Source organism: Paracoccus sigandri (genome assembly GCF_003709565.1).
Classification (GTDB): Bacteria; Pseudomonadota; Alphaproteobacteria; order Rhodobacterales; family Rhodobacteraceae; genus Paracoccus; species Paracoccus siganidrum.
This window is the reverse complement of record NZ_QNRC01000023.1, coordinates 1-25577: the sequence shown is the minus strand read 5'-3', so window position 1 is coordinate 25577 and position 25577 is coordinate 1. Positions and strand designations below refer to the sequence as shown.

General features: G+C 68.3%; 26 protein-coding genes, 1 pseudogene and 1 riboswitch. Of the genes and pseudogenes, 14 read left to right on the top strand and 13 right to left on the bottom strand.

Translation table 11 applies throughout. The annotated features are described in order from the left end of the window. Position 1: 1 nt before the first annotated feature. The gene (locus tag C9E82_RS17570) at positions 2-1123 is read left to right on the top strand and encodes a cytochrome P450 (RefSeq protein ID WP_170162023.1); all 1122 of its coding nucleotides are present in this window, start codon (positions 2-4) and stop codon (positions 1121-1123) included. Between the two features lie 60 nt (positions 1124-1183). Here C9E82_RS17570 and C9E82_RS17565 read toward each other — a convergent pair whose 3' ends face one another. From C9E82_RS17565 to C9E82_RS24820, 7 genes are all read right to left on the bottom strand, one after another. Further along, the gene (locus C9E82_RS17565) at positions 1184-2428 is read right to left on the bottom strand and encodes an NAD(P)/FAD-dependent oxidoreductase (protein ID WP_244936037.1); all 1245 of its coding nucleotides are present in this window, start codon (positions 2426-2428) and stop codon (positions 1184-1186) included. Positions 2429-2528: 100 nt separating this feature from the next. Continuing rightward, complete coding sequence (locus tag C9E82_RS17560; RefSeq protein WP_119897301.1) at positions 2529-3953, bottom strand: UdgX family uracil-DNA binding protein; 1425 nt, start codon at positions 3951-3953, stop codon at positions 2529-2531. After that, positions 3950-5182 (bottom strand): putative DNA modification/repair radical SAM protein, encoded by a 1233-nt coding sequence (locus tag C9E82_RS17555; RefSeq protein WP_119897300.1) that lies wholly within the window; start codon positions 5180-5182, stop codon positions 3950-3952. Before C9E82_RS17555 ends, C9E82_RS17560 begins: the two co-directional genes overlap by 4 nt. A gap of 232 nt (positions 5183-5414) precedes the next feature. Continuing rightward, positions 5415-5849: a pseudoazurin gene (locus C9E82_RS17550; protein ID WP_119897299.1), complete on the bottom strand. Its 435-nt coding sequence runs from the start codon at positions 5847-5849 to the stop codon at positions 5415-5417. A 14-nt stretch (positions 5850-5863) separates the two neighbouring features. Continuing rightward, the gene (locus C9E82_RS17545) at positions 5864-6628 is read right to left on the bottom strand and encodes an ABC transporter ATP-binding protein (RefSeq protein WP_119897298.1); all 765 of its coding nucleotides are present in this window, start codon (positions 6626-6628) and stop codon (positions 5864-5866) included. Next, positions 6625-7683, bottom strand: coding sequence for a FecCD family ABC transporter permease (locus tag C9E82_RS17540; protein WP_119897297.1), 1059 nt, complete (start codon positions 7681-7683; stop codon positions 6625-6627). Before C9E82_RS17540 ends, C9E82_RS17545 begins: the two co-directional genes overlap by 4 nt. Continuing rightward, positions 7680-8687 carry an ABC transporter substrate-binding protein gene (locus C9E82_RS24820; RefSeq protein WP_119897296.1) on the bottom strand — a complete coding sequence of 336 codons (1008 nt, stop codon included), beginning with the start codon at positions 8685-8687 and terminating at the stop codon, positions 7680-7682. Before C9E82_RS24820 ends, C9E82_RS17540 begins: the two co-directional genes overlap by 4 nt. A gap of 158 nt (positions 8688-8845) precedes the next feature. Next, positions 8846-9059: riboswitch (cobalamin riboswitch) on the bottom strand. Between the two features lie 285 nt (positions 9060-9344). Here C9E82_RS24820 and C9E82_RS17530 point away from each other — a divergent pair. The 13 genes from C9E82_RS17530 (at position 9345) to C9E82_RS17470 (ending at position 19324) form a co-directional block, all read left to right on the top strand. Beyond that, positions 9345-9851: a c-type cytochrome, methanol metabolism-related gene (locus C9E82_RS17530; RefSeq protein WP_240643468.1), complete on the top strand. Its 507-nt coding sequence runs from the start codon at positions 9345-9347 to the stop codon at positions 9849-9851. Between the two features lie 2 nt (positions 9852-9853). Then, positions 9854-10696, top strand: coding sequence for a substrate-binding domain-containing protein (locus tag C9E82_RS17525; RefSeq protein WP_119897295.1), 843 nt, complete (start codon positions 9854-9856; stop codon positions 10694-10696). Between the two features lie 265 nt (positions 10697-10961). Beyond that, the gene (locus C9E82_RS17520) at positions 10962-12146 is read left to right on the top strand and encodes an ABC transporter substrate-binding protein (RefSeq protein WP_119897294.1); all 1185 of its coding nucleotides are present in this window, start codon (positions 10962-10964) and stop codon (positions 12144-12146) included. 12 nt (positions 12147-12158) lie between these two features. Continuing rightward, positions 12159-13124 (top strand): PQQ-dependent catabolism-associated beta-propeller protein, encoded by a 966-nt coding sequence (locus tag C9E82_RS17515; protein ID WP_119897293.1) that lies wholly within the window; start codon positions 12159-12161, stop codon positions 13122-13124. 10 nt (positions 13125-13134) lie between these two features. Beyond that, complete coding sequence (locus tag C9E82_RS17510; protein WP_205962145.1) at positions 13135-13569, top strand: cupredoxin domain-containing protein; 435 nt, start codon at positions 13135-13137, stop codon at positions 13567-13569. A gap of 21 nt (positions 13570-13590) precedes the next feature. Continuing rightward, complete coding sequence (locus C9E82_RS17505) at positions 13591-13842, top strand: PepSY domain-containing protein (protein WP_119897292.1); 252 nt, start codon at positions 13591-13593, stop codon at positions 13840-13842. Next, positions 13839-14609 (top strand): ATP-binding cassette domain-containing protein, encoded by a 771-nt coding sequence (locus C9E82_RS17500; protein ID WP_119897291.1) that lies wholly within the window; start codon positions 13839-13841, stop codon positions 14607-14609. The genes C9E82_RS17505 and C9E82_RS17500 overlap by 4 nt, the downstream gene beginning before the upstream one ends. Continuing rightward, entirely contained in the window at positions 14606-15409 is an 804-nt protein-coding gene (locus tag C9E82_RS17495; protein WP_119897290.1) for an ABC transporter permease, read from the top strand. The genes C9E82_RS17500 and C9E82_RS17495 overlap by 4 nt, the downstream gene beginning before the upstream one ends. After that, the gene (locus tag C9E82_RS17490) at positions 15406-16011 is read left to right on the top strand and encodes a hypothetical protein (RefSeq protein WP_119897289.1); all 606 of its coding nucleotides are present in this window, start codon (positions 15406-15408) and stop codon (positions 16009-16011) included. Before C9E82_RS17495 ends, C9E82_RS17490 begins: the two co-directional genes overlap by 4 nt. Before the next feature lie 124 nt (positions 16012-16135). Beyond that, complete coding sequence (locus C9E82_RS17485) at positions 16136-17641, top strand: sensor histidine kinase (protein WP_119897288.1); 1506 nt, start codon at positions 16136-16138, stop codon at positions 17639-17641. After that, entirely contained in the window at positions 17641-18339 is a 699-nt protein-coding gene (locus tag C9E82_RS17480; RefSeq protein ID WP_119897287.1) for a response regulator transcription factor, read from the top strand. Before C9E82_RS17485 ends, C9E82_RS17480 begins: the two co-directional genes overlap by 1 nt. After that, positions 18336-18989 carry a hypothetical protein gene (locus tag C9E82_RS17475; protein ID WP_119897286.1) on the top strand — a complete coding sequence of 218 codons (654 nt, stop codon included), beginning with the start codon at positions 18336-18338 and terminating at the stop codon, positions 18987-18989. The genes C9E82_RS17480 and C9E82_RS17475 overlap by 4 nt, the downstream gene beginning before the upstream one ends. Then, a complete protein-coding gene (locus C9E82_RS17470) occupies positions 18989-19324 on the top strand; it encodes a hypothetical protein (protein WP_119897285.1) in 336 nt (111 codons plus the stop codon). Before C9E82_RS17475 ends, C9E82_RS17470 begins: the two co-directional genes overlap by 1 nt. 22 nt (positions 19325-19346) lie before the next feature. On the opposite strand, the gene C9E82_RS17465 is transcribed toward C9E82_RS17470, so the two are convergent. From C9E82_RS17465 to C9E82_RS24595, 6 genes and pseudogenes are all read right to left on the bottom strand, one after another. Next, on the bottom strand, positions 19347-20618 hold the full coding sequence (locus tag C9E82_RS17465; RefSeq protein ID WP_119897284.1) for an XRE family transcriptional regulator: 1272 nt from the start codon (positions 20616-20618) through the stop codon (positions 19347-19349). Between the two features lie 144 nt (positions 20619-20762). Further along, complete coding sequence (locus C9E82_RS17460; protein ID WP_119897283.1) at positions 20763-22568, bottom strand: methanol/ethanol family PQQ-dependent dehydrogenase; 1806 nt, start codon at positions 22566-22568, stop codon at positions 20763-20765. Positions 22569-22838: 270 nt separating this feature from the next. Next, positions 22839-23261, bottom strand: a complete 423-nt coding sequence (locus tag C9E82_RS17455; protein ID WP_240643467.1) for a c-type cytochrome — start codon at positions 23259-23261, stop codon at positions 22839-22841. 352 nt (positions 23262-23613) lie between these two features. Then, positions 23614-24729: a BatD family protein gene (locus C9E82_RS17445; RefSeq protein WP_119897281.1), complete on the bottom strand. Its 1116-nt coding sequence runs from the start codon at positions 24727-24729 to the stop codon at positions 23614-23616. Further along, entirely contained in the window at positions 24723-25322 is a 600-nt protein-coding gene (locus C9E82_RS17440; protein ID WP_119897280.1) for a tetratricopeptide repeat protein, read from the bottom strand. The genes C9E82_RS17445 and C9E82_RS17440 overlap by 7 nt, the downstream gene beginning before the upstream one ends. After that, positions 25319-25577 (bottom strand): annotated as a pseudogene (locus C9E82_RS24595) (VWA domain-containing protein); the annotation flags it as partial. The gene C9E82_RS17440 and the pseudogene C9E82_RS24595, both read right to left, overlap by 4 nt.

Below are 25577 nucleotides of genomic sequence, written 5' to 3'. Positions count from 1 at the left end.
CATGAAAACCTTCCAGACTTTCGACCGCCCCGATGGCTGGGCCTCTGCCGCCGAGGCCTTCCGCGACGATTTCGCCGCCGGCGAGCCTGTCCAGATCGCCCCCTGGGGCGGCTATGCCATCCTGGGCCACCCCGAACTGGTCAGCCTCGCCCGCAATCCGCTGGCCGACGGCATGGCGCCCGATCCCGCCACGATGGCGGATACGCCCACGCTGCTGTCGCTGCTGAACCGGGCGATCTTCACCAAATCCGGCGATGTCCACCGGACCGAGCGGGCAGCACTGATCGCCGCCTTCAACACCGTGCCGCTGGCCGGGATCACCCGCGAGGCGGTGCGGCAGGCGCTGCCGCCCGGCCCGGCCAGGATCGAGCTGAGGGCGGGCCTGGTCGCGCCGGTCGTTCGCCGGGTCTGGGGCGAGATCATCGGGCTCGACCCGACCGCCGCCCTGCAAATGGAGGATGCGGTGCGCGACCTGGCCCATGTCCTGTCGCTCTCGCCCGATCCGGCAAAGGCCCATCTGGCCGAAGCGGCGGCCGGCAGGGTGCGGGACCTGTCGCTGGCGGCGCTGCAGGGCGGGACGCCCTTCTCGCAGAACCTGCGGGACCGGCTGGGCGACGGGCTGGCCGCCGACCTGATCGCGGGCATGGCCTTCGACGCGATCGAGTCGGCCGCCCTGGGCCTGGACGCGGCGCTGAGGGTCGCCTTCGCGCATCGGGGCCAGGTGACGCCGACGGCGCAATGCGCCAATGAATGCCTGCGCCTGGCCAGTTCCACCCCGATGACCATGCGGCTGGCGACGGGCAGGATCGCCCTGGGCGACCTGGTGATGGAGGCCGGGACCGTCCTGTCGATGGTCTGGGCGGCGGGCAATCACGACCCGCGGACCTTCCCTGCGCCCGAAAGGTTCGATCCCGACCGCCAGGGTGCCCGCCCGCTGATGTTCGGCATGGGCCAGCACGCCTGCCTGGGCCATGCGATCATCCGGGCGACCCTGGTGCAGCTGCTGGGCGTCCTGGAGACGCTCACCCCCGAGGGCGACGACCTGCCAGGGCGCTGGTCGCCATTCGCGAAGGATTATCTTCCCCCCCTCGGCATCCGTTTCGGGGGTGGGATGAGATCGTGAAGCTGCGGCAAGACGCGGCGTGGTCGGGGCCTGGGCGCGGCTGACGGCAGGCTTTCGCGGTCAGCGATAGCGGAAGATGTCGGCATCCGGGTCGGACTTGCCGGCAATCTCCGCCGCCACGATCTGCGCCGCGATCATCGAGAAGGTGATGCCGTTGCCGCCGAAGCCCATGACCGCGAAGCAGCGCTCGTATCCCGGCACGCGGTCGATGATCGGCAGGCCGTCATCGGTCACGCTGAAGGGCGCCGACCAGGCATAGGCGGGCCGGCCGATCGACAGGCCGGTCAGGTCGCGCAGCTTCCGGGCGATCACCTTCGCCTTGGCCGCCAGCTTCGCGGGATCGGCATTGGTCTCGGAAGCTTCCTCGTCCTCGCCGCCCGCGATGATCCGGCCGGTTTCGTCGGTGCGGAAATAGAGATAGGGATCGGCCGCCTCCCAGACGATGCTGTCCCGCATCCACCCCGGCAGGCCGGTCAGCGGCCGCGAGGCCAGCGCCCAGGTCGAGGTGACATGATGCGATTTCGTCTTCATCTGCGGCAGGTATTCATAGCCCGTGCAAAAGACCGCATGGTCCGCGACCAGCACCTCGCCCCTCAGCGTCGCCAGCGCGACACCGCCGGGCAGCTCGGCCATGTCGGTGATCTCGACGGGCGAGACGATCCGCGCCTTGCGCGCCAGTGCCGCCCGCAGAAGCCCCGCCGTCAGCTGCGCGGGATTGGCCGAGGCCGAGGCCTGCGACAGGATCGCGGCCGGGCGGTCCATGCCGAAACGGTCCAGCAGTTCGGGGCGCTTCAGATATTCGGCCTCGATGCCGATCTTTGCGCGCATCCGGGCTTCGCTTGCCAATGCCCGCGCGCCCATCTGGTTTCCGGCCAGGTAGAGCGCGGGCTTGGGGCGCATGTGGCAGTCCAGCCCCAGCTTCTTCGACAGCGCCACCAGATCCCCGACCGCGCGGGCCGAGCGCAGCCAGGCGCGGTCGGCATGATCCGGTCCGATCTTCCTGCGCAGCCGGCTCAGCGGCACGTCGATCTCATGCTGGATCATCGCGGTCGAGGCGGGGGTGGAGCCGCGCACCGGCGGGCGGCGGTCGAGGATCAGCACCGATTTTCCCGCCCGCGTCAGCGCCTCGGCCACCAGCGCGCCGGAAATTCCCGCGCCGACGACGATCGCGTCGAAACGGTCGCGACTCATCCGGCGCGCGGCCTTCACGGTGGAATGCGGCGTCTTCACCCAGAACGGGGTGCCGGTGCGCAGGTCGTCCTTGCGGGTGTCGGCATCGTGATCGGCCATGGCTTTCTCCCTCATGCGGATCGCGGCTCCGAAAGGTCATGGCGCGATCCCTGGCCTTTCGGGATCGGAAACGAACCAGCGTCGAAGCGGTTCCACCCGATGCGGCAGCGGCCGTTCATCCCGCCTTCCGCCAGGCCGCGGCAATGTCGCCGGCCATCTCCTCCCGCGCCCTGGCTTGCGCCGCATTCTCGCGCAGGCGCAGGATATGCGAGGGATGCCACGAGATCAGCACCGGCCCGCCATGAAGCCCGGTTTCCAGCCGGCCGCGCCGGGGCCCGAGGGGCGCGTCGTCGCCGGTCAGCGCAAAGGCCGCCGAGGCCCCCAGCGCCAGAACCACGCGCGGGCGGATGAAGGCAAGCTCCAGCCCCAGCCACCAGCGGCAATGCAGGATTTCCTGCCTGTGCGGGTTCTGGTGCAGGCGCCGCTTGCCGCGCGGGGCGAACTTGAAATGCTTGACGGCATTGGTCAGCCAGACCTGCGCCGGGTCGATGCCGGCCGCGGCCATGGCCTGCCGCAGAAGCCGGCCGGCGGGGCCGACGAAGGGGCGGCCCTCCAGGTCCTCGCGGTCGCCCGGCTGCTCGCCCACGATCATCAGCGCGGCGCCGGATAAGCCCTCGCCCCAGACGGTCTGCGTCGCCGTCTCGCACAACCGGCAGCGGCGGCATTGCAGCGCCGCCGCCCGCGCCTCGTCCAGGGTCGCGGGCAGGGCCTCGGCCTGCGGCATGGCCGCACGGTAGCGGGTCGAGATCGCCGCCGCGCCCGGCCGCGGCGCGCTGGCGCCCGCCTGCCGCATCCGTTCGACGCGGGATTCGGCGTCTTTCAGCATCTCGGGGATCAGCCGGGTCTCGGGCAGGTTCTTCCAGTATTTCCTGGGCATTTCCGAGCGCATCGCGTCCAGCTTGATCCGCGCGGGGTTGAAGATATTGGCGAAATAGGTCGCCCAGAGCGCCTCGGAGGCGTCCTCGGGCAGGTCGGGCCGCGTGCCGCCGGGATGGAATGTCAGCCTGCCGTTTTCGAACCGCGCCGTCAGCCGCGGCGTCGCGATCAGCCAGTCCATGTCCGCAAAGCGTCTGGCAAAGAAGCGGCTGCCGGGTTCCAGCGTGTCGTGTTCCGGCTCGAACCAGGCCGCGAAGCGGCGGCGGCCCTCCGAGGGCAGCTCGCGAAAGCGCAGGAAGGCGTGCATCTTGTGGATGTCGCGCCCGACCGCCTTCGCCATCAGGTTCAGCCTGCGCCCCAGCGGGTCGAGATGCGAGAGCGGGTCGCCCTCGTCCCGGTCGATCCGCCACAGCGCCTGATAGAGCAGCGCCAGCCGTTCCGGCGCGGAATGCCAGATCACCGACCCGGCCAGCCCGACGAAGCCCTGGGGCACGCGAGCCTGGTGCGGACCGGGCGCCTGGGGCAGGGGGCTGGCTTCGAAAAGCCCCCCGGCGCCGGTCCAGTCGATCTTCTCGGGCGGAATGCGATGGCTGATCGCGACCCGCGCCGCCGCGCGCCAGGCATCGAAGATGCCGCGCCGGGGCAGGGCGACGGCAAAGCTCACAGCAGCCGCAGCTGTTCGGGCGGCGCGGCGAAGCGGGCGCGCAGACCGGCGCTGTCGGTCAGCCCGCCGGGCGACCAGCCGGGCAGGCTGATGAAGGGCCGCGCCTTCTTCATCATCGCGCCCGTCCGTGCCAAGTCGTCATAGCGCAGGCTGCGGAGGCGCCGGGCCGCGATGATCCGGTCCACGGTCCGGGTGCCGAAGCCGGGCACCCGCAGCAGCATCTCGCGCGGGGCGCGGTTGACGTCCAGCGGGAACAGCCCGCGATGCCGCAGGGCCCAGGCCAGCTTCGGGTCGATCTCCAGGTCGAGATGCCCCGCCGTCGCGCCGGCCGCGATCTCGTCGGCGCTGAAGCCGTAGAAACGCAGCAGCCAGTCCGCCTGGTAGAGCCGGTGTTCGCGCAGCAGGGGCGGCTGGATCAGCGGCAGCACCGAGGAGGCATCGGGAATGGGCGAGAAGGCCGAGTAATAGACCCGGCGCAGCTTGTAGCCGCTGTAGAGCCGGGTCGCGCTTTGCAGGATCGTCACGTCGTCGGCGCCATCCGCGCCGATGATCATCTGCGTGCTTTGCCCCGCCGGCGCGAAAGCCGGGGCAGGGCGGCCGGTATGGGTCCGGTCCCGCGCGGCCTCGCCCTCCAGCCGCACCTGGGCCATGGCCGAGCGGATGGTTTCCGGGCGCTTCTCGGGGGCAAGCTTCCGCACGCTCGCATCCCGCGGCAGCTCGACATTGATCGACAGCCGGTCGGCATGGCGCCCGGCCGCACGGATCAGGTCAGGACTGGCATCGGGGATGGTCTTGAGATGGATATAGCCCTTGAACCCGTGTTCCTCGCGCAGGCAGCGGGCGATGCGGACCATGTCGCCCATGGTCTGGTCCGGCGAGCGGATGATGCCGGAGGACAGGAACAGCCCCTCGATATAGTTGCGCCGGTAGAATTCCAGCACCAGCGTCACGACCTCCTCGACGGAAAACCGCGCGCGTTCGACATTCGAGCTGACCCGGTTGATGCAATAGGCGCAGTCGAAGATGCAGAAATTGGTCATCAGGATCTTCAGCAGGCTGATGCAGCGCCCGTCGGGCGTATAGGCATGGCAGATGCCGCTGCCGCCCGAGGAGCCGAGGCCGCCCTTGCGGGAATCGCGCCTCTCGCCCCCGCTCGAGGCGCAGGACGCATCGTATTTCGCCGCATCCGAGAGGATCGCGAGCTTGTCCTGGAGGCTCATCCTTGCCATGGATGCAGGAATATATGTTCATGGAATGTTCGTCAATTGCGGCTGTGCAGGGATGCGGGCGACAGTAAACAGGGCGCTGCATGGCGGCTGACAGGGATTTCCTTGTAAATTTTAAATTATTACAAATATTTGTTATTTAAATATTAGGACTTACTTGAAGCTTTGGGGCCGATCCGAGAGTTCCGGCCCTCAAGCGTTCGGAGGGGTATTTGGGCAACGAAGAAACGCGCGGTCAGCCATTGTCGGGGGCGGCGCGCTGGATGATGGCGCGGAAGCGGGCGGCGGCCTGTTCGGGCAGATCCTCGGGGATCGTCGCGTCCGCGGCGGGGGCGTCGCCGACCTGCACCAGCATCACCATGCCCATGGCGTAATGCGGGATGCACTTGATGCCGTAGAAGCCGGCCTCGGTAAAGGTGATCTCGATTTCCTCGTTGATCTGGCCCTTGAAGCTGTCGGCCCCCGCGGGCAGCATCTCGGCCATCGACGCGGCGTTGTGGGTGGCGTGGGTGGCCAGGAATTTCACCCGGTCGCCAGGCTGCAGCCGCAGATAGTCCGGCTCGAACACCATGCCGCCGGTTTCGTTGCGATTCAGCATCTTGACTTCGTAAAGCTCGGCGGCGGCGGCCGGGCTGGCGAGAAGGCCGAGGGCCAGGATCAGGGCGCGCATGGCATCTCCTTTCGTCAGGTCACGTGATGGAAGCGAAGCACCCGCGAGCCGTCCTCGGGGTCGGTCAGTTCGGTGGCGCGCACCGCGAAGACGCGATGCAGAAGGTCCGGGGTCAGGATGGCGGCGGGGGTTCCCAGCGCGATCAGCCGGCCGCCCTGCATCACCGCCAGCCGGTCGCAGCCCATCGCCTGGTTGAGATCGTGCAGCGCCACCACCGTGGTCAGCCCCAGCCGGGCGATCAGCCGCAGGATCGCCAGCTGGTGGTGGATGTCCAGGTGGTTGGTCGGCTCGTCCAGCAGCAGCACCTGGGGGCATTGCGCCAGGGCGCGGGCGATATGGACGCGCTGGCGTTCGCCGCCCGACAGGGTGATCCAGTCGCGGGTCTCGAAGCCCTGCATCTCGACCGTGGCCAGGGCGGTGGCGACGTGGTGGTCATCCTCGGCGGACCAGGGGCGCAGGGCGTCCAGCCAGGGGGTGCGGCCCAGCTCTACCGCGTCGCGCACGGTGATGCGGTCCGAGGTGTCGGCCTGCTGGGCGACGAAGGCGAGGATGCGGGCGATGTCGCGCCGGCTCAGCCGGGACAGCGGGTGTCCGGCCAGCTCGACCCGGCCGGAGGAGGGTTTCAGCAGCCCCGACAGCAGCCGCAGCAGCGTCGACTTGCCCGAGCCGTTGGGACCGATCAGCCCCAGCACCTCGCCCCTGGCGACCTGCAGGGTGACGCCCTTTACGATGGCGCGGCCGCGCGTGTGCCAGCCCAGATCGGTGGCGCGGAGCATCATGGCGCGGACCGGCGCCGGATCAGGATCAGCGCGAAGACCGGGGCGCCGACCAGCGCGGTCACCACGCCGATGGGCAGGACCTGGCCGGGCACCATGACGCGCGACAGGATGTCGGCCGCGATCAGGAAGACCATCCCGATCAGCGCCGCGGCGGGTACCAGCCGCGCATGGCGCACGCCGACCAGGAACCGCGCGGCATGGGGCACGACCAGCCCGACGAAGCCGATCGAGCCCACGATCGAGACCATCACCGCCGTCGCCATCGCTGCGGCCAGGATCAGCACCGCCTGCACCCGGCGCACCGGCACCCCCAGCGAGGCCGCCGATTCCGCCCCGAAGGTGAAGGCGTCCAGCGCCCGCACATGCCACAGCCCGACCGCCACGGCCAGCAGCGCGGCGGGCAGGGCCAGCCGCACATCGTCCCAGCGCACGCCCGACAGGTTGCCAAGCAGCCAGAACATGATGCCACGCGCCTGTTCGGCATTGGCCGAACGCGCGATGATGAACGAGGTCAGGGCGTTGAACAGCTGCGAACCGGCGATGCCCGCCAGCACGATCTGGCCCGCGCCGCGCGCGCCTGCGCCGCCTCCGGCCAGCCGGGCAAGCATCGTCACCAGCGCGAAGGCCAGCAGCGCCCCGATCAGCGCGCCCGCCGACATCGGCAGGAAGGCCGCGCCCAGGCCCGCGACCGCGACCAGCACCGCCCCGGTCGAGGCCCCGGCCGAGATCCCCAGCAGATAGGGATCGGCCAGCGCGTTGCGCAGCAGCGATTGCAGGATCACCCCGCAGATCGCCAGCCCCGCCCCGCAGGCACCGGCGACCAGCGCGCGGGTCAGGCGATAGGCCCAGATGATGCCCTCGTCGATGGGATCGACCGGATAGCCCGCGTCCCACAGCCGGTTGGCCAGCACCTGCGCCACGGTGCCGACCGGGATCCGCGTCTCGCCGATGCAGATCCCGGCCAGCGGCGCGGCGACCAGGATCAGCACGATCCCCGCCGCGCGCAGCGCCAGCCCGCCGCGCCGCGCGGGTATCCCGGTCAGCGTCAGGCTCATTCCTTCAGCGCCGCCATGCCCTCGGCCAGCGTCTCCAGCCCATCGATCAGCCGGATCGAGGCATGCATCGCCTCGGCGTCCAGGATGACGATGCGGTCCTGTTTCACGGCACTCATGTGGCTGGTCACCGGGTCGCTTTTCAGGAATTCCAGCTTGCGTTCGTAATCGTCGGCCGGGAAGCGGCGGCGGTCCATTCGGGCCAGGACGATGACCGAGGGATCGGCCTTGGCGATGCTTTCCCAGCCCACGGTGGGCCATTCCTCGTCGGATTCGATCACGTTGCGCAGGCCCAGACGCTCCAGCATCCAGGCCGGGATGCCCTTGCGCCCGGCGACATAGGGGTCAAGCTCCATATCCGCCGACGAAAACCACACCACCGCCGAGGCGTCCGGCAGATCCAGCGCCTCGGCGCGCTCGACCACCGCCGCCTCTCGCGCCTTCAGGTCAGTGACGATCTCGGCGCCGCGTTCCGCGCGGTCCATGATCGCGGCCATCTCCTCGATCGACTTGTAGAGCGTCGCGATGTCGAAGGGCGCAAGGCGGGTGCCGTCGGCGCCGACCAGGTTGTCCTTGCCCTCGCAATCGGGGGGCATGATGTAGGTCGGGATCCCCAGGTCGGCGAATTGCTCGCGCGTCCCGACGACGCCCTGCGCGCCGACCATCCATTCGAACATCGTCGGCACGAAGCCGGGACGCTTGTTCACCACCGATTCGAAGCTGGGCGCGTTGTCGGCCAGCCGCTCGACCGTCGCATCGGCATCGGCGAATTCCGGCAGCACCTCGTTGAACCACAGCGAGGTCCCGGCCATGCGGTCCTGGACGCCGAGCGCGTAGAGCACCTCGGTCGCGGCCTGGCCGATGGCGACGACGTTTTCGGGCGGGCCGTCGAAGCTGATCGGAAAGCCGCAATTGTCGATGGTCAGCGGATAGTCGGTCTGGGCCTGCGCGGCGGATGCCGCACAGAGGGCGGCGGCCAGGGTCAGAGAGGCGAATCTTAGGCTCATGAAAGGCGTCCTTCGGCGGGGAAGGGACGGGGCCGGAAGCAGGCGCTGCGCAGGCGCGCAGGCACAGGCGGCAATCGGCCTGGCGGGTAGGGGGCGGACATGACGTGCCGCTGCCGTGATCCGGTCATCGCTGCTCCTTCCGGGGCACCCCGCCCGGTTTGGTTGACATGGCGATGGCAGGTCTCCTGACTCGCGGGTCGCGGCTTGCCCCGCCTTCCCGGCGCGGGATCGCGCCAGTGGCCGTGTGGGGCTCGCTCTCCGCCTACAGTTGCGGGGGCAGTCGCGGAATTGGCACCCTTGCGGGTGCCGCACCGCGTTCCCTTTTCACCCGGACGGCCTGGCCGGCCGGGAACCATCGCCGCCGGACATGCCGCATCGGGCAGGCCGGGTCAACCGCGCTGTTTGCGCCGCGATTCCCGGCCCGATCGCGGATGCCGGCGAGGGGGTCATGTCGGCGGCGCGCGGTTTCCGCCGCCGTTTCGGCCCGAGGAAAGCTCAGGCAGAATATCATGATATGACTTCAATATGCTGATATAAAATGATTATTCATGGGCAAAAACTCCGCCGAACTTCCTGCCAGACTAAAGTGGGAATTGTCGCGGGTCGGGAAGCCTCTACCATCTTATTATAGTCTTATCGTCTCTGGGAGGAGAACCGATGCGCGCCGCCATGCCGTTCCTGGCACTAGCCACTCTGTTCACGACCGCCGCATTCGCCCAGGATCCCGATGTCGAGCCGGTCAACAACGATGGTGTCCGCTGGTTCAACGCCGAAGAGATCCCGACCTACAAGATCGAGGAGGACGGCACCGTCGACTGGCCGACCTTTTCGGGCTATCGTCGCTATCATGCGGAATGCCATGTGTGCCACGGACCCGACGGCGAAGGGTCCACCTATGCGCCCGGCCTGAAGACCTCGGCCATGCGGATGGATTACTATGACTTCTACGCCGTCGTCGCCAGCGGCAAGCAGAGGGTAGGGGCCTCGGACAACCAGGTGATGCCGGCTTTCGGCACCAATCCCAACGTGATGTGCTATCTGGACGACATCTATACCTATCTGCGCGCGCGCGGCACCGAGGCGATACCGCGTGGCCGTCCCGCGAAACGGGCCGACAAGCCCGAGGAATATGCGGAAGCCGAAGCGAACTGCATGGGAGGATGACGATGCGGCGGATCCTTCCGGCCGTCCTGCTGACCGCGCTGGCAATGCCGGCGCAGGCGCAGGTGGCCGACCTGGTGGATCGGGCGGCATTCCGCGTCTGCGCCGATCCCGCGAATTCGCCGCTGTCGTCGCAGGACGGCAGCGGTTTCGAGAACCGGATCGCCGATCTGTTCGCCGAAAAGCTGGACGTGCCCGTGCAATACACCTGGTTCCCGCAGGTCATCGGCTTCGTGCGCCAGACGCTGAGCCTGGGCAGATGCGACGTGGTGATCGGCTTCGCGCAGGGTGATGAGCTGGTCCTGAACACCAACCATTATTACACATCGACCCATGTGCTGGTGGTGCGCGGCGACGGGGATCTGGCCGATGTCGACCACCTGTCCGACCCGGCGCTGAAGGGCCGCAGGATCGGCGTCGTCGCCGGGGCGCCGCCGACCACCCATGTCGCGCGGCTGGGGATGATGAAGGACGCCAAGCCCTATGACCTGATGACCGACCGCCGCGTCGAAAGCCCGGCCGAGGACATGCTGCGCGACGTGCGCGAGGGCGTGACCGATGCCGCCCTGCTGTGGGGGCCGATCGCCGGGCCGATGCTGAAGGACGACGCCGAGCTGAAGATGATCCCGCTGCTGAAGGAAACCGCGACGCCGCGGCTGTTCTTCCGCATCACCATGGGGGTCCGGGCCGGCGAGGATGTCTGGAAGCGCGAGCTGAACAGCATGATCCGCCGCCACCAGGACGAGATCGACGCGATCCTGCGCGAGGCCGGCGTGCCGCTGGTGGACGACTATGGCAAGGCGCTGAAACCCGAAGCCGAGCCCGCTGCCGCGTCCCAGGACCTCTGAGCGACCCGGCGCGACACCGACCGACATCGCTGAACCGACCCCGCCCGGACCTTCCGCGCGGGGCGATGCGCATTCCGCTCATCGCGACGGCGCGGGCGGACTGCACGCAGCGGCAGCCGCATGGACCAGCTCGCGGCGAAACCGGCCGGAAAATTCAGACAAAGGTATTATATTCTTTAAAAATAAGTAATTATTATATTCTTATTACCGAAAAACTCTTTGCCGATCCGGCCGCTCATGCCTCAATCCGGGCAGGGAGGATCACATGCGCGATATCCATCGACTCGCCGTTGCGAGTGTCGTCCTTTGCCTTGCCGCCGCGCTGCCCGCGCGGGCCGAGGTCGAATACCGGGCCGCGGTCCTCAGGGTCGATGCGCCGGGTCCGGCGCCGATCTCTCGGCTGGACCTGGTACCCGAGGATCTGGGCTTCGCCGGCGCCGAACTGGGCACGGCCGACAATGCCACGACCGGCGGCTTCATGGGGCAGAGCTTCACCACCGAAACCATCGCCGCGACGCCCGAGAGTGCCGAGGCCGAGATCTCGCGGCTCCTGGACGAGGGTGTCCCCTATATCGTCCTGCTGGCCGACGCGCCCATGACGCTGCGCCTTGCCGACCTGGCGGGCGACCGGGCGCTGGTCTTCAACGCCATGGCGCCCGAGGATTCGCTGCGCGGCGCGGATTGCCGCGCGAACCTGCTGCATGTGGCGCCGTCGGATTCGATGATCGCCGATGCGCTGGCGCAATACCTGGTCTGGAAGAAATGGACCGACTGGTTCCTGATCGAGGGCAGCCACCCGCAGGACCAGGCCCTTGCCGCCGCCTATCGCCGCGCGGCCGAGAAATTCGGCGCCCGGATCGTCGAGGAACGGGTCTACGAGGATACCGGCGGCGCCAGGCGCACCGACAGCGGCCATGTGCAGGTGCAAAAGCAGATGCCCGTCTTCACCCAGCGGGCGCGGGACCATCACGTCGTGGTCGCCGCCGACAGGGCAGGGGTCTTTGCCGACTGGCTGCCCTATCACACCTGGGACGCGCGGCCGGTCGCGGGATCCTCGGGGCTGGTGCCGGAAAGCTGGCATCCCGCGCATGAGGCCTGGGGCGCGACCCAGTTCCAGACCCGGTTCGAAAGGCTGGCGAACCGCCCGGCGCGGGACGAGGATTACCAGGTCTGGATGGCCCTGCGCGCGATCGGCGAGGCCGCGACCCGCACCCAGGGCGGCGATTTCGCGGCGATCCGGGATTTCATCCTGTCCGGGGATTTCGACCTGGCGGCCTTCAAGGGCCAGAGCCTGAGCTTCCGCGACTGGGACGGCCAGCTGCGCCAGCCGGTGCTGCTGAGCGCGGGCAATGTCGTGGCCTCGGTCAGCCCGCAGGAGGAATTCCTGCACCAGGTCAGCCAGCTGGACACCCTGGGCATCGACCAGGGCGAAACGGAATGCGAGCGATAATGGGGGGAAACCATGAGACTGGCGATACTGGCCTGCTGCACGGCGCTGACCGCCGGGCCGGCACTGGCCGACAAGATCTTCGTGTCCAATGAGAAGGGCAACACCATCACCGTGCTGGATTCCGACAGCCTTGAGGTGATCCACACGATCAGCGGGATGCAGCGCCCGCGCGGCATCACCGCCTCGCCCGATGGCAAGATCATCTATGTCTGCGCCTCGGACGACAACCTGGTGCGGGTCTATGACGCGGAAACCTACGAGGAGCTGCCCTCGCTGCCCTCGGGTCCCGACCCCGAGCTGTTCGTGCTGCATCCCTCGGGCAATCCGCTGTTCATCGCCAACGAGGACGACAATATCGTCACCGTGGTCGATGTCGAAACCCGGCAGGTCCTGGCCGAGGTCCCGGTGGGGGTCGAGCCCGAGGGCATGGGCGTCAGTCCGGACGGCAAGATCGTGGTCAACACCTCGGAGACCACGAACATGGCGCATATGATCGACACCGAAACCTATGAGATCGTGGCCAATGTGCTGGTCGATTCGCGCCCGCGCTTCGCCGAATACACGCCCGACGGCAGCCTGCTGTTCGTGACGGCGGAAATCGGCGGCACGGTCAGCGTGATCGACCCGGCCACGAACGAGATCACCAAGAAGATCGAGTTCGAGGTCGCCGGCGTTTTGCCCGAGGCGTTGCAGCCGGTGGGCCTGCGGGTCACGGCCGACGGCACCAAGGCCTATGTCGCGCTGGGGCCCGCGAACCGGGTCGCCGTCATCGACGTGGCCAGCCTCGAGGTCACGGACTACCTGCTGGTCGGCCAGCGGGTCTGGCAGCTGGGCTTCTCGCCCGATGGCAGGTTCCTTTACACGACGAACGGCAATTCCAACGACATCTCGGTCATCGATACCGAAACCGACACGGTGACGGTGTCGGTTCCCGTGGGCGAACAGCCCTGGGGGGTCGTGGCGGTGAAATCAGACTGAGGGGGAGAAAATGTTGAAGGCATGGATTATCGGGGCCGCGATGCTGGCCGCAGGCGGCGCCGTGGCGCAGCCGTTCGACTATGGCTTTGCCGGGCTGATGGCCAACAAGAACCGCGAGACGCTGGCACCGCTGACGCTGGGTTCGGGCAAGCCCGTGGCGGAAGAGGAATACGAGCTGAAATCGGGCACCTATTACAAGATGAACATCGTGGCCGACGGCTCTGCCGAGCTGGCGCTGTCGGGCGGCGATTTCTTCCGCGCGATCTGGATCAACGAGATCGTCATCAACAAGATCGAGGTCCGCCCGATGGGCGTGCATTCGCTGGAATTCGACGATGCGGGCGAGGCCGAGATCAGCTTCATCGCCATCACGCCCGGCAGCTATACGCTGTCGATCCCCGGATCCTCCGGGGAAAGCCAGCGCGCCGTGTTCCATATCCGCTGAACCCAACACAGGAGGAGTCCCATGAAACGCCTGCTTCTTGCCACCACGCTGGCCGCCTTCGCGGCGCCCGCCTTCGCCGACGAGGATCCGACGCCCGAACAGATCGCCCGGATCGACGAGGTGCTGGCCGATATGACCTGCGAGGTCGATCCCGACAATATCGAGGTCGAGGACGACGGCAGCTTCGACCTGGACGACGTGATGTGCGCCGACGGGCAATATGACATCAAGCTGAATGCCGATTTCACCGAGAAGGAGCGGCGCAAGGAATGATCCTCGATACGGGCGCGGGGGGTGATGCCCCCGCGCTTGACATCCAGGGCGTCAGCCACCGCTTCGGCGCAATCCAGGCCCTGCGCGACGTCAGTTTCCGCGTCGGGTCGGGCAGTTTCTGCGCCCTTCTGGGCGTGAACGGCGCCGGCAAGACCACGCTGTTCTCGCTGATCACCCGGCTTTACGATTCCACCTCGGGCCGGATCTCGGTCGCGGGTTTCGACGCGCGCCGCCAGCCGGGACGGGCGCTGGCCCGGCTGGGCGTCGTCTTTCAAAGCCGCGCGCTGGACGGCGACCTGACCCTGCGCCAGAACCTTGCCTATCACGCCGCCCTGCACGGTATCGGCGGGCGCGCCGCGAAGGCGCGGATCGCCGAGGTGCTGGCGCTGGTCGATCTGTCGGACAAGGCCGCGGCCCGCGCCTCGACCCTGTCGGGCGGCCAGCAGCGCCGCGCCGAGATCGCCCGCGCCCTGCTGCACCGGCCCCGGCTTCTGCTGCTGGACGAGGCGACGGCGGGCTTGGACCTGCGCGCGCGTGCCGAGGTTCTGGCCCTGACCCGCCGCCTGATCGCGGAAGAAGGCGTCTCGACCCTCTGGGCCACGCATATCTTCGACGAGATCGCGCCTTCGGATCATGTCGTGCTGCTGCACAAGGGGCAGGTCCTGGCCGATGCGCGGGCCGCCGACCTGGCCAGGGACGCGCCGCTGGCCGATGTCTTCCTGCGCCTGACCGGGGTGACGGAGGTGACGGCCGGAGAGGTGGCATGAAGGGCTGGCCCATCGCCTTCGCCGGCATCGCGCGGCGCGAATTCCTGCGCTTCACCCGCCAGCGGGAACGCTTCCTGGCGGCGCTGGTGCGCCCGCTGGTCTGGCTGTTCATCTTCGCCGCCGGCTTCCGCTCGGTGCTGGGCCTGTCGATCACGCCGCCCTACCGGACGTATGTCCTCTACGAGGTCTATGTGACGCCCGGCCTGTGCGGGATGATCCTGCTGTTCGCCGGCATGCAGTCCTCGCTGTCGATGGTCTATGACCGCGAGACCGGCGCGATGCGCAGCCTGCTGGTCAGCCCCTATCCGCGCTGGTTCCTCTTGGGATCGAAGCTTCTGGCCTCGGTCCTGGTGGCGGTGCTGCAGGTCTATGCCTTCCTGCTGATCGCCTGGTTCTGGGGCATCCGGCCGCCCTGGCTCGGCTATGTCACCGTCCTGCCGGCGCTGGTGCTGGCGGGGATGATGCTGGGATCGCTGGGGCTGCTGATCTCATCCGCGATCCGGCAGCTGGAGAATTTCGCCGGGGTGATGAACTTCGTCATCTTCCCGATGTTCTTCGCGTCCTCGGCGCTCTATCCGCTGTGGCGAATGCGCGAATCCAGCCCGCTTCTGCACGACATCTGCGCCCTGAACCCCTTCACCCATGCGGTGGAGCTGATCCGTTTCGCGCTTTACGGTCGGGTGGAACCGCTGTCCCTGGCGGTGACACTGGGCTGCCTGGTGCTGTTTTTCGGGGGCACCGTCTTCATGTATGATCCGGCCAAGGGCCTGTGGCGCGGCCGGAAAGGAGGAACGCGATGATCCGCAACGTCTTCTGTGCCCTGCTGCTGGGGGGGCTGGCCGCCGCCCCGACCTTCGCGGCCGGACCGCCCGATCCCGACTGGCCCTGCATCCAGCGCCGCCAGCCGTCGCTGTCGGTCGGCCAGATCTGGGGCGGCCCGCCCCCGGACGACAAGGCCGAGGCCCATGCCGGCGATGCCGATGTCCAGCGCCTTGCCAATGCGATCGCGCTGCGCCGCACCTCGATGGCCGAGGCCGAGGCGATGATCGCCGATTTCGCCGAAACCCATGACACACCCGCGCTGGTCGGGCTGTTCCTGGCGACGTTCGAGCATATCCAGCAGCAGCGCAACAAGGTCATGGCCGGCATCACCCGCTATGCCCATCAGCAAGAGGCGCTGGATGCCCGGATCAAGGAACGGCGCCGCGAATTCGCCCGGCTGAACACGGCCGAGCCGCCCGATTACGACGCCATCGACCGGATCGAGGAAGAGATCGACTGGTCCACCCGCATCTTCCAGGATCGCCAGCAATCGCTGACCTATGTCTGCGAGACGCCGGTGATCCTGGAACAGCGGGCCTTCGCGCTTGGCCGGGCCATTGCCGCGCATCTGCCGCGTTGACCCGCGGCGCCGCTTCGTCTCCATTGGGCCGGGGCCGTGTCGCAGACGGCCTGTCCGGGCGGTCCGCACGCGGGTTCCGCGACCTTGAAATCCACGCCCTGCTCAAGGCGATGAAGGGGATGCCATGACCTGCCAGCCAAGCCTTCGGACGCGCCTGTGGCTGGCGGCGGCGGTCCTGGCGCTGCTGGCGGTGACGGCGGCGGCCATCGGTGCCTGGGGGCTGCAGCGCACCCAGGCCCATGCGACCGAGGCGATGGCCGCGCAGCGCCGGATCGAGGCCTATGACGCGCTGTCGGCGCGCGTCAACGAATGGATGCTGGGCTGGCTTGCGCCCCCCGGCACCGTCTCGGGCGGGCCGAAGCCGGTTCCCGACAATGCCCCGGTCCTTGCCGCGCTGGATCACATCGACGCATTGATCGCGCAGGATGTGGAGGCCGCCGCCTCGGAGGTCGAGGCGACCGTGCGCGCCCGGCAAAGCCTGATCGCGGCGCGCCTGCGGGCATTGTTCCGGCAGCTCGACACCGCGCTTCGCGCCAATCCGCCGGACACTTCGGCCGGGCAGGCGGCGCTGGCCTTCCACGCCGCCCAGGCCCCGATCACCGTCGCCGCGCATATCGAGCACGAAACCCGCCGCCGCGACACCGCCCTTGCCGCGATGGAGGCGCTGCGCCGGCCGCTGCTGCTGGCGGCGATCGGCATCGCCCTTGCCGCCCCGCTGGTGCTGGCCGCGCTCTATCTTGCGGTGTTGCGGCCGCTGTTCTGGCGGCTGTCCCATGCCACGGCCTTCGCCTCCTCGATGGCGATGGGCGACCTGCCGCCCGGCGCCGGCGGGCGGGACGAGTTGGGGCTGATGTTCGCCCGGCTGCGGCAGATGGCCGCCCGGATCGAGCGCCGCCGCGCCAGGCTGGAAACCATCGTCGAGGAACGCACCGCCGCGCTGTCGGCCGCGAATGACCGCCTGGAACTGGTCGACCGCCGCCGCCGCAGGTTCTTTGCCGATGTCGGCCATGAACTGCGCACCCCGCTGACGGTCATCCTGGGCGAGGCGGAACTGGGCGCGCAGCATCACGACGAACAGACCCGCGCCTCGTTTAGCACCATCGGCACCCGTGCGCAGCGCCTGTTCCGGCGGATCGAGGATCTGCTGCGCATCGCCCGATCCGACAGCGGGCAGCTTGAACTGGCCGCCGACCGGGTGGAACTGGCGGCCACGGTCGAGGCCGCCCTGGCGGACCTGGCGCCGGTCCTGAAGCGCGCGGGCGTCACCGCCGATATCCGGCTTCCCGCGCTGGCGGTCAGGGGCGACGCGGACTGGCTGCGGCAGGTCTTCGCGGGGCTTTTCGAGAATGCGGCGAAATATGCCGGGCGCGGGGCGGTCGTCGCCATCCGCGGGCGGGCCGAGGACGGCCAGGCCCGGATAAGCATCGCCGATACCGGGCCGGGCCTGCCCGAGGGCGCGGGCGAGGCGATCTTCGACCGTTTCGCGCGCGGCGACGGAGGGGGCGGTTTCGGCGTGGGACTTGCCCTTGCCCGCTGGGTCGTGGAAACCTCGGGCGGCAGCCTGGGGCTGGCCGAGGCGGAAACCGGGCTGGCGCTGGAGCTGACATTGCCGCTGTGGAAGGAGGCATGATGGCGCATATCCTTGTGGTCGAAGACGATTCCGATATCGCCTCGCTGCTGGCGCGCGGCTTGGGCGCGGCCGGCCATCGCGTGGACTGGGCCGACACGACCGAGGCCGCCACCCGCCTCCTGGCCCGCAAACGCTGCGACGCGGCGATCATCGACATGATGCTGGGCGACGAAAGCGGTGCGACGCTGCTGGCCGAGCTGCGCTCGCAGGGTCACCGGATGCCCGCGATCATGCTGTCGGCGCTGAGCCGGGTCGAGGACCGGGCCGAGGGGCTGGAGGCCGGCGCGCAGGATTACGTCGTCAAGCCCTTCCAGCTGTCCGAGCTTCTGGCCCGGCTGGAGGTGCAGCTGCGCCGCGCCGAGCCCCGGCAGGCGCCGATCACCCTGGGGCGGCTGGTCTATGACCCGACCAGCCGGACCGCCACGCTGGCCGGGGCGGAAACCACCGCGCGGCCGGTGGTGATGACCGAGCGCGAGGGCGATCTGCTGGCCTATCTGATGACCCGGCCGGGACAGGTCCTGACGCGGGGCGAATTGTTCGACGCGCTCTGGGCGCAGCATGGCGGCTCGACCGAGAATGTGGTCGATGTCTATCTGGGCTATCTGCGCCGCAAGTTTTCCAATTTCGAACCCTACGGCCTTGCGCTGCGCACCCTGCGCCGGCGCGGCTTCGTCCTGTCGGTGGAGAACCCGGAATGAAAACACTGCTTGTCGCGACCCTGCTGTCCCTGGGCCTGCCGCATCTGGCAGCCGGAGGAGAGCTGTCGGACCTGATCATGGCACCGGGGCTGTTCGTGGATGCCGGCGCCCCGGACGGGCAGGGCGAGATCCTGCGCTATGCCCATAGCCGTCACCTGCCCGGCAGAGAACCCGCCGGCGCAGACACCGGCATCACGCTGCCCGAGCCGGTGACGGACGGGCGCGCGGTCCTGTCGCGGAACCCGCAGGAGGAAAAGCTGGCCCTGAGCCTGTCGGCGGACGGGACGCCGCTGCATGTCGTGGCCGAGTTTCCCGTCGATGGACCGAACCCCATCCTGTTGATGTTTCTGGAAAATGCCGTTCGGAACATGACCGCCCAGACCGGCGGCAGCCCGCATTACATCCGCAACCGCATCCGGGAAAGCCTGGCGGCCTCGGGGCAGGGCGCGGCGGTCGAGGGGCTGGCCGTCGCGGAACTGCACCCGTTTCGCGACGACCCCAACAGGTCCCGGATGGGTGATTTCGGCCAGTTGAAGCTGACGATCACCTATGACCCGGACGAACCGGCCCGCCTTGTCGAACTTATGGCGGATACCGGAACCGGGCAGGGAGGCTATACTGAAAGCATGAGCCTGATCGAGGAGGAGTGATGCTGAAATTTCCTCTGGCGCTGCTGCTGATGGTCGCCCCGGCGATGGCCGAGCAGGCGCTGAACGATTACCCGACCGAGGCGCGGGCGGAATATGTCTTCGCCTGCATGGCCGCCAATGGCCAGACGCAGGACGTCCTGCGCCGCTGTTCCTGCTCGATGGATGCCATCGCCTCGATCCTGCCCTACGATCGCTATGTGTCGGCGGAAACGGTGCTGCGGATGCGGCAGGGGGCGGGCGAACGGGCGGCGATGTTCCGCGGCAGCCCCGCCAGCACGGCCATGCTGGCCGACCTGCGCCGCGCCCAGGCCGAAGCCGAGATGCTGTGCTTCTGACCGGAAAGGACGGCGTGGGCGGCTAGATTTCCCGGCTGGCGGGGTCCGTGCCGCCGGCGCGCACCAACCCAGGACCGACAAGATCCGACAGGATCGTGTAGTCGTTCCTCTCCCTGCGGATGCGTCCGGCGATGATCGCGGCATGGATCCCCAGCCTCTCCGCATCGCTGCGAACCGCCTCGGCGGAGGGCGTCCTGCGCGACCGGCAGCTTTCCCAGTCCGCGCCGGGCATCAGGTTGGTCAGCGCGAATTGCTCGGCCTGCCGTTCGATGGCATCGCTGCGGCGACCTTCCTCGGCATCGAAGAAATCGAAGCGCAACCCGTCGAACAGGTGAAGAAACACATGGCCAAGCTGATGGAAGAGCGTGAACCAGAAGCTGTCCAGCCGGTCATGGCGCAATGTCATCGCGATCACCGGGCAGCCGCCTTCGCCCAGCATCGCCGCGCCGTCCAGATGCACGCCCGGCAGATTCGGTTCCATAACACAGATTATACCTTTTGCGGCCAGCAGATCGCGCACCTGCCGCGATCCCTCCGCCCGGCCGGCAAGCGCGGCAAGGTCGGGCAGCCAGCTGGTATCGCGGGTGAACTCGGCCGTGTCCGCCTTTTGCGTCCTGGCCAGTTCAAGGACGCGCGCCTGCCAGGCAAGCAGCGCATATTCGTCCGGCAAGCCCGCCGCGCATGATTTCTTGCGGTGATTGGCGGTCACGAAATTCGGTCCCGCGGCGTCCATGAAATAGGATCTGGCGCATTGGACCAGGTCGGCACCCTCCGGGGCGACGAACCAGCCCCGCCGGGCCATTTCCTCGACCGGGAACTGTTGCCATATCAGTTCCTCGACGCTTTCCCAGCAATGGACGGCGCTGTGCGGCCCCTGCCCCAGTTCGAACGACACCGAGACATGCACGTTCAGGACCCGGCAGATCTCGATCATCCGCGACAGCGGAACGCCCAGATAGCCCGTATCCTCGTATTGCCGCAGCAGATGCGGCTTGATCCCCAGCGCCGCGGCAAGATCGCCCTGGCTCATGCCGGCCGCGATGCGGGCCTGGATCATCGCCGAGGGCAACGTTTCCAGCGAGAAGGATTTCGAGAAGGTGACCTGCCCGGAATTCAGCAGGTCGTAATAGGAAATATCGGCCTCCAGATCCGATATGACGCTGCGCAGCCCCTCGATCTCGACATTCCTGATCCAGCCCTGCCCGAAATCCTTCCCCTCGGACCGGGCCAATGCGCCTTTCAGCTTCGCCAGCTCAGCGACCGAGATGCCATATTGCTTTTCGCTGTAGATCATGGCGCCACCTGTCATTGAAGCAATGGTTCCTCGCCGGTTCCGATCGGGGCGTTGCATGGCGTCATGACGGAGCCCGGGGGCCAGATGCGCTCGATGCCGCCCCGTGAAGGGCGGCATCCGGTGATCCGCGTGGCCGCGGGCGCCTCAGTTCGGCAGGCTGAAGACGGTCAGCTGCCCGCCAAGCGCGGTATAGTCGGACAGGGCCGCATAGCCGCCGACGGCGCCCAGGCCGTCAGTGGCGTTGGTCAGGCCCGCGGCAAGGCCGATGCCCGCCCAGCCACCGATGCCCGACAGCACGCCGACATATTGCTTGCCGTCATGCTCGTAGGTGAAGACGTTGCCGATCACGCCCGACGGGGTCTTGAACCGGTACAGCTCGTCGCCCGTTTCCGCGTCCACCGCCTTCAGATAGCCCTCCAGCGTGCCGTAGAAGACGACATCGCCCGCCGTCGCCAGCGCGCCCGACCAGACCGAGAACTGTTCGGGCAGCGACCACTTGATCTCGCCCTCGAGGGCGTCCCAGGCGATGAAGTTGCCCATGCCGCCATGGCTGTTCGGCGCGGGGAACATCGACAGGGTGGCGCCGACATAGGGCTGGCCAGCCGCATAGCTGACGCGGAACGGCTCGTAATCCATGCAGACATGGTTGGTCGGCACGTAGAACAGCCCGGTTTTCGGCGAATAGGTCGAGGGCTGCTGGTCCTTGGTGCCAAGCGCCGCCGGGCAGATGCCGGTGGTGTTCACATCCTCGCCATTCTGCTCGGTCGAGTATTCGGCGACCACCTGCGGACGGCCATAGGTCTCGGATTCGGGATCCATGTCGACATGCGTGGCCCAGTTGACGGCCGGGTCGTATTTCTCGGCCACCAGCAGCTCGCCGGTCTCGCGGTCCAGCGTATAGGCAAAGCCGTTGCGGTCGAAGTTGACCAGCAGCTTGCGCATCTCGCCGTCGATTTCCTTGTCGACCAGCAGGTTCTCGTTCACGCCGTCATAGTCCCATTCGTCATGCGGCGTCTTCTGGTAGAACCACTTGGCCATGCCCGTATCCGGGTCGCGGGCCATGATCGTCATCGACCACTTGTTGTCGCCCGGCCGCTGGCTGGGGTTCCAGGTCGAGGGGTTGCCGGTGCCGTAATAGATCAGGTTCAGCTCGGGGTCGTAGGTGGTCCAGCCCCAGGTCGTGCCGCCGCCGATCTGCCACTGGTCGCCTTCCCAGCTGTTCAGCGAGCTGTCGGCGCCGATGGGCGTGCCCAGATGTGTCGTGGCTTCGGGATCGACCAGCATTTCGTCGTCCGGCCCGGTCGAATAGGCGCGCCAGACCATGCTGCCATCGGCGGTGTTATAGGCCGTCATATGCCCGCGCACCCCGTATTCGCCGCCCGAGATGCCGACGATCACCTTGTCCCTGATGACGGTCACGGTGGCGGTGTTGGTCTCGCCCTTCGAGGGATCGCCGTTCACCACCGACCATTTCACGTCGCCGGTATTGGCGTCCAGCGCCACCAGCGTGGTATCGGCCTGGTGCAGGAAGATCGTCTCGTCGGCATAGGCCAGCCCGCGATAGACGGTGTCGCAGCACATCACCCCGATCACGTCGGGATTCTGTTCGGGCACATAGCGCCACAGGATCTTGCCGTCCTCGTTCAGGTCCAGCGCATAGACCATGTTGGGAAAGGGCGTGTGGACATACATCACGTTGCCGATCACCAGGGGCGAGCCCTCATGCCCGCGCAGCACGCCGGTCGAGAAGGTCCATGCGACCTGCAGATCGCCGACATTGTCCTTGGTGATCTGGTCCAGTTCGGAATAGCTGGTGCCGGCATAGTTGCTCAGCTGCATGGACCACTGTTTCGGGTCGTCCTGCCCGGCCAGAACCGAGTCATTGGCCATTGCCGGCACTGCAACCGAGACCAGAAGTCCGGCCAGAAGCCCAAGCGTTGCATTCCTCATCGTCATCCTCCCTGAAAAGCGATCTGTCCGAGAGTCCCGAACCCGTCCCGATGACAGGCCCCCCTCCCCTTGGGGGCCGCGCAGGTTCGTCTCTTATTCAACTCTTATAAAACGATGGTGAGTCTCGCCTTGTCAACGAAAGGTGCCATCCGCACAACGAAAGTATGACTGGGCCGGCATGGCCGGCGGAGGAACCCGCGTGCCCGCCACGAAAAAACCGCGCCCCTTTCCAGGGACGCGGCCGGGCCGAAATCGGCGACGGGCGGCGGTTCAGTCCGCACCTGCCTCGGCACCGGGGCTGACGCTCAGCAGATAGGCGACCAGGTCGGCGCGCTCCTCGGGCTTCTTGATGCCGGCGAAGGCCATCTTCGTGCCGGGCACCACGGCCTTCGGATCCTCGATGAACCTGTCCAGCTCCTCCGGCGTCCAGACATGGCCCTCCTCGCCCAGTTCGGTCATGGGGGCCGAGAAGGCGAAGCCGTCCACCGCCCCGGTCGTGCGCCCGACGATGTCATAGAGGTTCGGCCCCACGCGCGATGGTCCGTCCTCGGTGATCGTATGGCAGGCGGCGCATTTCCTGAAGGCCTTCTCGCCATTGGCCGCGTCGCCATCGGCGAAGGCGGGGGCGGCAAGGGCTGTCACCAGGGCCGCCATCAGGGCGGGGGCGATCATGCCGTGCTGGATGCTGCGCATATTGTTCCTCCTCAATATGTTCATCGGGCTCGGGGGCATTTGCGCGGCCGCACGCATGCAGCCGGGCGCCGGACGCACCGGCGACGTCGCCCGGGGTCCATGGATCACGTGGCATTCGGCCGCCAGAGGCCGGATTGCCGGTCGTCACGCTGCCGCCCGGCGCCGGGCGGGTCTTCGCATTCCACCGGACCGGGATCCCGTGGCGTTGATGTGGCTCATCTGTCCGGCGCAGTCTGACCGAAGCCAGACCGCCGGGCAATTCGGCCAAATGGTGTAGATCCCGGCCCTGCCGCGCGACCTTGGTTGTAGCGACCGGGGCCCGCGGCGGCAGGGTTCGGCCGAGATCTGCGAATCAGGCGCGGGAATCGGGCGGGCGGGAATAGATCGCGTGGTCGAGCGCCGCCAGCCGCGCCGCGGACAGGCCGATCCGTTCGCCCAGGCGGCGCGCCGCCAGCAGGTCGCCCCGCCGCCGCGCGCGCAGATAGCCGGCCCATGCGAGGGGCGAGAAACGGTCCCGGATCCGCCGCCAGCCCGCCACCGTCATGTCGGGCGCAAGACGCAGCGCCGCCAGCGCAAGGCCCAGAAGCAGCCCCAACCCCAGGCTGCCCGCCAGCGCCGCGACCTGCCCTGCCTCCAGCCGGCCGGTCGGCACCTGCCCGGTGTAGAAACTGGCATAGCCGATGGCCAGCGCCGGGATTTCCGCGACCTGCAACCGGCGCTGGCTGGTGTCGAACCAGGGGATCCTGACCGGCTCCAGCACGCCCGGCTCGCCGGTATGGGGGCGGAACTGCCATGTCCAGACCAGTTCGGCCACGGGTCCGTCGGCGGTCAGCAGCAGATTGCGCTCGACCGGCGGCGCGAAGGTGATCAGCCAGTTTTCCGACACCACCGGGCGCGGCGGCAGGTGCTCGGGCAGCGCCCCCAGCGCCCGCAGCGTCACGCGCCGCGTCACCACCTGCCCGTCGGCCAGCCGCGCGGCATCGGTGGAAAGCTCGTCGGTCAGCTCCAGCGCGCGGGCCGCAAGATGCCAGCCCCGCTGCGCCGGATATTCACCGACCGACAGCGCCAGCGGCTTGGCCGCGACCACCACGTCGCGGCGCTGGCTTTGTTTGTCGATCACCGTCAGGTGATGGCGCACGGGGCCGAAATGCAGCAGGCCCGCCCGTTTCGGCCAGACGGCCAGATGCCGCTCCATCACGATCTTCGCAGCGCCGTCGATACGTTCCTCGCGCCAGTCGTCGGGCCGGATCTGGATCCAGTCGAAGGCGTCGGTCGGGGCGATCTCCAGCTTTTCATTGGCGACCTTGCGGTCATAGACGGCGCGGATGGTGAGGGCCACCATCTCGCCCACCACCGGCTGCGCGGAGCCGGGATCGGCGGCCAGGATGGTCAGCCGCAGATCGCCCTCGGCCCTGAGCGGCGCGGCCGACAGGACCCACAGCAGCATCGCCAGAAGCCGCGTCACCATGGGTCGCCCTCCTCGGGGGCGGTCAGGCCCATCGACAGGCGGCGCTGCTGTTCCTCGGCCAGCCGCAGGCGCAGGAATTCGCCGGGATCGTCGGGCAAGGTCTGCAGCCATTCCGCATCGGCGACGCGGCGGCCCTCGTCCAGCGGGCGGCCAAGCCGCTTGATCTCGTCCACCGGCGATCCGCCCGGCACGGCGATGGCCGTCGCCGCGATCCGGCCCGCGGCATTCGCCTCGCCCCGGTTCGGAGGGATCAGCGCATTCACCGCATTGCGGTTTTCCCGCGCCTGGCTGTCGGCGGGATTGGCGAACAGCACCGCGTCGAAATAGGCCCGCGACAGCGGGTAATCGCCCGTTGCCGCCAGCGACAGCCCGCGATTATAGGTCGATCCGCGCCCCGCCCTGCGAAACGCGTCATCCGCCCCCGCATGATCGCCCGCACGATACAGCGCCACGCCCCGGACCGCCGGGTCCTTGAGCAGGGGCGCCGCCAGCCGGGGCAGCCCGGTGGCCAGCGCCAGCTTCGCCAGGGGCTCGGCCCCGGCAAGGGCAAGCGCCGCGACCCCGCCAAGCGCAAGGAGGGCCGCAACCTTCATCTGCGCCTCCGAAACAGCGGGAAGACCGCCAGAAGCGCCAGCGGCAGAAGGAACGGGCCAAGGTCGCGGAAGCTGTGGCGGGTGCTGTCCTCGCGCGCAAGGCGGGCGGTGCGGGCGGTGGCGATGCGCGCCATCAGCGCGGGGGCCTCGGCTGCGGGCAGGGCGTCGCCGCCGCCGGCGCGGGCCAGCCGGGCCAGGGCGTCGGGCGCCGGGGGCGGCGCGCCCTCGGCCGCGCGTGGCAGGACCAGCGCCCAG

Bases quoted from the DNA above. Each gene is read 5' to 3' on its own strand.
- C9E82_RS17570 (WP_170162023.1), top strand. From the start codon at position 2: ATGAAAACCTTCCAGACTTTCGACCGCCCCGATGGCTGGGCCTCTGCC.
- C9E82_RS17565 (WP_244936037.1), bottom strand. From the start codon at position 2,428: ATGAGGGAGAAAGCCATGGCCGATCACGATGCCGACACCCGCAAGGAC.
- C9E82_RS17555 (WP_119897300.1), bottom strand. From the start codon at position 5,182: ATGGCAAGGATGAGCCTCCAGGACAAGCTCGCGATCCTCTCGGATGCG.
- C9E82_RS17550 (WP_119897299.1), bottom strand. From the start codon at position 5,849: ATGCGCGCCCTGATCCTGGCCCTCGGCCTTCTCGCCAGCCCGGCCGCC.
- C9E82_RS17545 (WP_119897298.1), bottom strand. From the start codon at position 6,628: ATGATGCTCCGCGCCACCGATCTGGGCTGGCACACGCGCGGCCGCGCC.
- C9E82_RS17540 (WP_119897297.1), bottom strand. From the start codon at position 7,683: ATGAGCCTGACGCTGACCGGGATACCCGCGCGGCGCGGCGGGCTGGCG.
- C9E82_RS24820 (WP_119897296.1), bottom strand. From the start codon at position 8,687: ATGAGCCTAAGATTCGCCTCTCTGACCCTGGCCGCCGCCCTCTGTGCG.
- C9E82_RS17530 (WP_240643468.1), top strand. From the start codon at position 9,345: ATGCGCGCCGCCATGCCGTTCCTGGCACTAGCCACTCTGTTCACGACC.
- C9E82_RS17525 (WP_119897295.1), top strand. From the start codon at position 9,854: ATGCGGCGGATCCTTCCGGCCGTCCTGCTGACCGCGCTGGCAATGCCG.
- C9E82_RS17520 (WP_119897294.1), top strand. From the start codon at position 10,962: ATGCGCGATATCCATCGACTCGCCGTTGCGAGTGTCGTCCTTTGCCTT.
- C9E82_RS17515 (WP_119897293.1), top strand. From the start codon at position 12,159: ATGAGACTGGCGATACTGGCCTGCTGCACGGCGCTGACCGCCGGGCCG.
- C9E82_RS17510 (WP_205962145.1), top strand. From the start codon at position 13,135: ATGTTGAAGGCATGGATTATCGGGGCCGCGATGCTGGCCGCAGGCGGC.
- C9E82_RS17505 (WP_119897292.1), top strand. From the start codon at position 13,591: ATGAAACGCCTGCTTCTTGCCACCACGCTGGCCGCCTTCGCGGCGCCC.
- C9E82_RS17500 (WP_119897291.1), top strand. From the start codon at position 13,839: ATGATCCTCGATACGGGCGCGGGGGGTGATGCCCCCGCGCTTGACATC.
- C9E82_RS17495 (WP_119897290.1), top strand. From the start codon at position 14,606: ATGAAGGGCTGGCCCATCGCCTTCGCCGGCATCGCGCGGCGCGAATTC.
- C9E82_RS17490 (WP_119897289.1), top strand. From the start codon at position 15,406: ATGATCCGCAACGTCTTCTGTGCCCTGCTGCTGGGGGGGCTGGCCGCC.
- C9E82_RS17485 (WP_119897288.1), top strand. From the start codon at position 16,136: ATGACCTGCCAGCCAAGCCTTCGGACGCGCCTGTGGCTGGCGGCGGCG.
- C9E82_RS17480 (WP_119897287.1), top strand. From the start codon at position 17,641: ATGGCGCATATCCTTGTGGTCGAAGACGATTCCGATATCGCCTCGCTG.
- C9E82_RS17475 (WP_119897286.1), top strand. From the start codon at position 18,336: ATGAAAACACTGCTTGTCGCGACCCTGCTGTCCCTGGGCCTGCCGCAT.
- C9E82_RS17470 (WP_119897285.1), top strand. From the start codon at position 18,989: ATGCTGAAATTTCCTCTGGCGCTGCTGCTGATGGTCGCCCCGGCGATG.
- C9E82_RS17465 (WP_119897284.1), bottom strand. From the start codon at position 20,618: ATGATCTACAGCGAAAAGCAATATGGCATCTCGGTCGCTGAGCTGGCG.
- C9E82_RS17460 (WP_119897283.1), bottom strand. From the start codon at position 22,568: ATGAGGAATGCAACGCTTGGGCTTCTGGCCGGACTTCTGGTCTCGGTT.
- C9E82_RS17455 (WP_240643467.1), bottom strand. From the start codon at position 23,261: ATGCGCAGCATCCAGCACGGCATGATCGCCCCCGCCCTGATGGCGGCC.
- C9E82_RS17445 (WP_119897281.1), bottom strand. From the start codon at position 24,729: ATGGTGACGCGGCTTCTGGCGATGCTGCTGTGGGTCCTGTCGGCCGCG.
- C9E82_RS17440 (WP_119897280.1), bottom strand. From the start codon at position 25,322: ATGAAGGTTGCGGCCCTCCTTGCGCTTGGCGGGGTCGCGGCGCTTGCC.